The sequence below is a fragment of the Aeromonas sp. HMWF014 genome, assembly GCF_963878295.1.
GTDB classification, from domain to species: Bacteria; Pseudomonadota; Gammaproteobacteria; order Enterobacterales; family Aeromonadaceae; genus Aeromonas; species Aeromonas popoffii.
In genome coordinates this window covers 1-4183 of the sequence record NZ_CAWNYS010000051.1, presented here as the reverse complement: position 1 = coordinate 4183, position 4183 = coordinate 1, and the positions used below count along the sequence as shown (strand labels likewise).

Annotated in this window: 4 protein-coding genes and 1 pseudogene; 1 reads left to right on the top strand and 4 read right to left on the bottom strand. The window is 62.3% G+C overall.

All coding sequences use genetic code 11. The annotated features are described in order from the left end of the window. From AAC083_RS01900 to AAC083_RS01885, 4 genes are all read right to left on the bottom strand, one after another. On the bottom strand, positions 1-1071 hold a 1071-nt coding region (locus AAC083_RS01900), incomplete at its 3' end, for a ferric reductase-like transmembrane domain-containing protein (RefSeq protein WP_108535714.1). Between the two features lie 178 nt (positions 1072-1249). After that, complete coding sequence (locus AAC083_RS01895; protein WP_108535713.1) at positions 1250-1450, bottom strand: hypothetical protein; 201 nt, start codon at positions 1448-1450, stop codon at positions 1250-1252. A gap of 46 nt (positions 1451-1496) precedes the next feature. Continuing rightward, positions 1497-2840, bottom strand: a complete 1344-nt coding sequence (locus AAC083_RS01890) for a zinc-dependent metalloprotease (RefSeq protein WP_108535712.1) — start codon at positions 2838-2840, stop codon at positions 1497-1499. 21 nt (positions 2841-2861) lie between these two features. Then, entirely contained in the window at positions 2862-3524 is a 663-nt protein-coding gene (locus AAC083_RS01885) for a hypothetical protein (protein ID WP_108535711.1), read from the bottom strand. A gap of 332 nt (positions 3525-3856) precedes the next feature. Here AAC083_RS01885 and AAC083_RS01880 point away from each other — a divergent pair. Beyond that, positions 3857-4183 (top strand): annotated as a pseudogene (locus tag AAC083_RS01880) (glycoside hydrolase); the annotation flags it as partial.

Here is a 4183-nt window from a genome sequence, read left to right as displayed (position 1 = left end):
GGCCAGATCCGGTGCACACTGGATCAATGTGATCCCCTCCCCCCGTTCACCACTGACTACCAACCCCTCCAGCCAGGCGACGAAGGGCGTAATACCGATCCCGGCGCCAAGCCAGAGCGACTGCCCCCGGCGAGCGGGACAGACAAAGGCACCATAAGGCCCTGTCACCGTCACAGCGTCATCGAACCGGGCAGCCTCGACCAACTGACGGGTATGGTCTCCCAGCGCCCGCACCGCAATCACCAGCTGACGCTTGTCCGGCGACACCCGCACCAGCGTGAAAGGATGCGGGCCCTCCTTCGCATCAAACTCGAAGAAGGCAAACTGGCCTGGCCTGTAGTGCGACAGCGGCGTCTCCAGCTGCAAGGTGAATTCACGGGTACTGTCCGCCAGGGTGCGCAGCGCCACTATGCGGCCCTGATGACGATCCCGCTGACCGGTCAAACCCAGCAGGGAGTAAACGGCAGCCACCGCCCCTGCACCGCCCAGCAGAGCGATGCCGAGCCCTACGGGTGTCAGCAGGCCAATCTGGGGCAACAGGCAAAGAGCGTGTATCCACCCCGCCAGATAGATGAGCGGCGCCAGACGGTGGATCACCCGAAAACGGCCATAGCTCACCAGTGATAACAGGCTCACCACCACCAGGGCGATCAGCAGATAGAAGCTCCACTCTCCCAGCGTATTGCCAAGAGCATGCAGGGAGAGGCCATTACCTGTCCCCGCTCCGCTGCCCGCCGCCCGGCGGACAGGCCGGGTCAACCAGCCGGCCGTCACCGCCCACTTGGGCGCCTCCACCAGCAACCAGTGACTGATCAGGGCCAGGGTCGCGGCCATGGCGCTATGACGATGGAATCGCAACATGCGATCCAGCCCGCCACACCAGACTTCCAGCCTCGGCAAACGCAGCGCCAGCAACAGGGTCAGCGCCATGTAGCCCAACCCCAGCAGGCCGGTCAGCAACAACATCTCATGGCGCCATGGCCAGACGCCATTGGCATCCCCTGCATATCCCGCCCACCAGATCACTGTCGCCAACACCGGCAGCAGCCATAACGCCCGCTTGGTCACCATTTGTTGCTCCTTGTCCCGTCTTATTGTGCATTGCTCGCCCGGCTCACCCAACGGCCACGCTCGTATCCTTGCCCCATTACACGCCTGTGCCATGACAAGACTTTGCCAGCCAGAGGCGACTTGGTGACAGAGTGTGACAAGAGGGCAGACCCAAAAATGGGGCCTTATGACCCCATGGTTAACCGGCTTTGCGCAATGCCCGCCTGCGCATCAGACGAGAGAGCTGCCGATTGTAGTTGGCGCTCAGCAGCAAGATGCCGAGCAACAGCGCAAGATAGGGGAACAATGGGCCTGTCACGTGGGGAAAGCGGGGCAATTCGGGATCAGTGGCGCTCACGCCATGGCAGAAGGGCGAGGGTATGGCAGGCAGAAACAACATGAGTCACCGCGCCCCTGGCTGCGTGCAGCCAAGGGCGCGGCTCATATCAGGCAGACAGCGTCTTGACCGGTTGACGGGCCAGTGCCAGCTGATATCTGTGCTCGGCCAGCTCCACCTCGCGACGCGCCTCTCCTACCTTGTCTTCGGCACGCTTCACCGCCGCCATCAGCTGGTTGTAGCGATCCCAGCTGCCGTTGTACTCGGCCACCTCATCGTTAAAGCGCTGGCTGATCTCGTTGTACTGGCGGATCAGTGCATTGCTCTCGTCACACAACTGGTTGATCCGGGTAATCAGCCCCGCCTGAATGGTGCGGATCCGCTGATACTCGGCGGGGCTGTAGCTGCCGTTGTAGCTGTTGTGCTGCTGCACCAGCCGGTTGCGCTCCTGAAGGGCTTGGTTACTGCGCTGATGGAGGGAGGCCTGCTCGCGCGGGTAACGATCGAAGTTGGCCAGCAGCACCTGCTGCCGGTCCTGCAACGCGGTACTGGCTGCCACTTGCTGGCTGTAGTGGGCCTGAGCCATCGCCAGATCCTGACGACGAGCCTCGAGCGAGCGTTCCAGCTCACCCATATCCGGTATCTCCTCCGTCACCATGGTGGGATAAAAGTTGGCGATCTGGGGCGTGGTGACCCGCAGCGCCCGCACCGCATCGGCGCCATTGGCCTGATCCTGGTGATCCACGCCGCAAGGCTGGCCCTTGCAGACCAGATCCGGGCTGGAGAACTTGTACTCGTGGCTGTAGACCCCGAAACTGGAGGGGTAGGCCATCACGGTGGCGAAGGAGCCCTGCACCCCGTGCCCCAGCGCATAATGGTAGGTGCCACCCGCGCCATCCTGCAGACGGGAGTGGTTGAGCCCCATGTTGTGGCCAAGCTCGTGCGCCAGCACTACGTCGCCGCAGCCGGTGGCGGTGATATGGCTGAACATGCTGTCGGCTTCCTTGGATACATCCCCGTCGGCATACGCCTTGCGACCATCGGTATAGGTGGCCGAGCCCCCCAGCCAGGCCAGCCCGCAACTACCGTGGTCACCCGTGTTGGGCCGCATCAGCACCACCATGTCGGCGCCATAGCGGGTCCGCAGGGCAGGCACATCCTTGAAGGCTGGCACACGCTGCTTGGTCACATCCCTGAGTGCCTGGCCGTCCGTGCCACTATCCGGATAGGTCACCTGCTGGCTATGCACGGCACGCACCGTCAGATCCAGACCGCTGGCAGCATAGATCTGGTTGGTGACGTTGATCATGTGCTGGATCCGGGTCTGGGCATCTCCCTGATAACGGGCCGCCAGCCCCGGGCTGTGCAGTACCATCAGGTCGATGGTTTCCGCCAGTACGGGCGTGGCACCGAGCAAACCCGCAATCATGATCCCCAATGTCGTTTTCTGCATGTGATTTTCCCTCTGCTGTTGTTATTGATGAGTCGGGATCAGGGCGTCACTGCCGCCATGACCCCGATCCAGTGGCGGGTTCTTGTAAACCCAGCCCTTGCCCCCCAGCGTCTCGACGGAGTAACTGCCTTGCGGCGTGCCGATGAAGCCGAAGGTGGCTTGCTTGCCGACGGTGAAATTGACCGGATAGCTGTCACCGTCGACTCGTATTTCGCCCTGCCAGTTGCGCTCCCCGCCGCGCTGCAGCTCCACCTTGGTCACCCTGGCTTCCAGCGTGCTGCTGTCCGGCAGCAGCAGGGTCACGTGGTCGCCAACCTGGGCCTGCCCAAGCTCGCTGCCCTGCAAAGCGATCGGCTGGAGCTGTTCCACCCCCTCGCCAGGCTCCACCAGCGGAAAGTCGGCATCCACCTCGGCCACCTGCCAGGGAGCATCAAGCTGCTGGCTCCCATCCGCACGCAGCCGGCCAGGTTTGGCGGCCACCTCTGCCGGCGCGGACTTGATCTCGGGTGTCGACATCACGGCAAGCTGAGCCGGCTCTACCAGCTCGGGGGAGTCCACCAACCGCTCGCCGCTGTGGCCATCCTCCAGGTCCGGCGCCGCTGGCTGCGGCCATAGGCACCAGCCGATCACCCCGGCCAGCAGGGTACATAACCCCAGCCCCACACCCCATTTTGTCGCCTTCATATTGATACTCCAGTCAGAAACAAGTCTTATAAAACAAGGTCTTGGGTTCAAAATGAGCCGGCATGCTAGAAACTGGTGACCAAGCTGGCATCCCCCTATATGGGGCGTCTATCAAAAGGAGGCGTGGCAGATCCAGCCCCCTCTTGAGGTCGATGAAACCAGTGCTGGCGGGGGCTGCAAAGGGGTTCAAATGATGCTTTTTGTTCGAAATGGAACGACTTAAAAAACGGCGGACTCGATGCCATTCACCCCATATGGGTTAAACAGATTTGGCTGTACCGGCGGGCTGACAACGGCGTACCCTGAGCCATCAATCAGGTCGAGGATGTTGAATGAAGGGTTTACAGACAACGTCACCCGCACTGGGCTGGCTGCTGATGTCACTGCTGGCGGCACCGCTGGCCGCCGCCCCCCTGACGCTGCAGGGTGAGACACAAAGTTACAGCATAGATCCCGACACCCTGGCCATTTCGGTCAACACGATCCCGGTCAGCGCGGGCCAACCCGCCCGCCAGGTCGATCAGTTGCAACAGGACGAGCAGCAGGCCAGCTGGCACTGGCCTACCCAGGACGCCAGGGTGAACGTCAAGTTGGACGGCGATGACTTGCTGCTGACGCTGGTCAGCGACAGTCCCCGTCAACTGGCCTGGTACAGCCTG

Bases quoted from the DNA above. Each gene is read 5' to 3' on its own strand.
- AAC083_RS01890 (WP_108535712.1), bottom strand. From the start codon at position 2,840: ATGCAGAAAACGACATTGGGGATCATGATTGCGGGTTTGCTCGGTGCC.
- AAC083_RS01895 (WP_108535713.1), bottom strand. From the start codon at position 1,450: ATGTTGTTTCTGCCTGCCATACCCTCGCCCTTCTGCCATGGCGTGAGC.
- AAC083_RS01885 (WP_108535711.1), bottom strand. From the start codon at position 3,524: ATGAAGGCGACAAAATGGGGTGTGGGGCTGGGGTTATGTACCCTGCTG.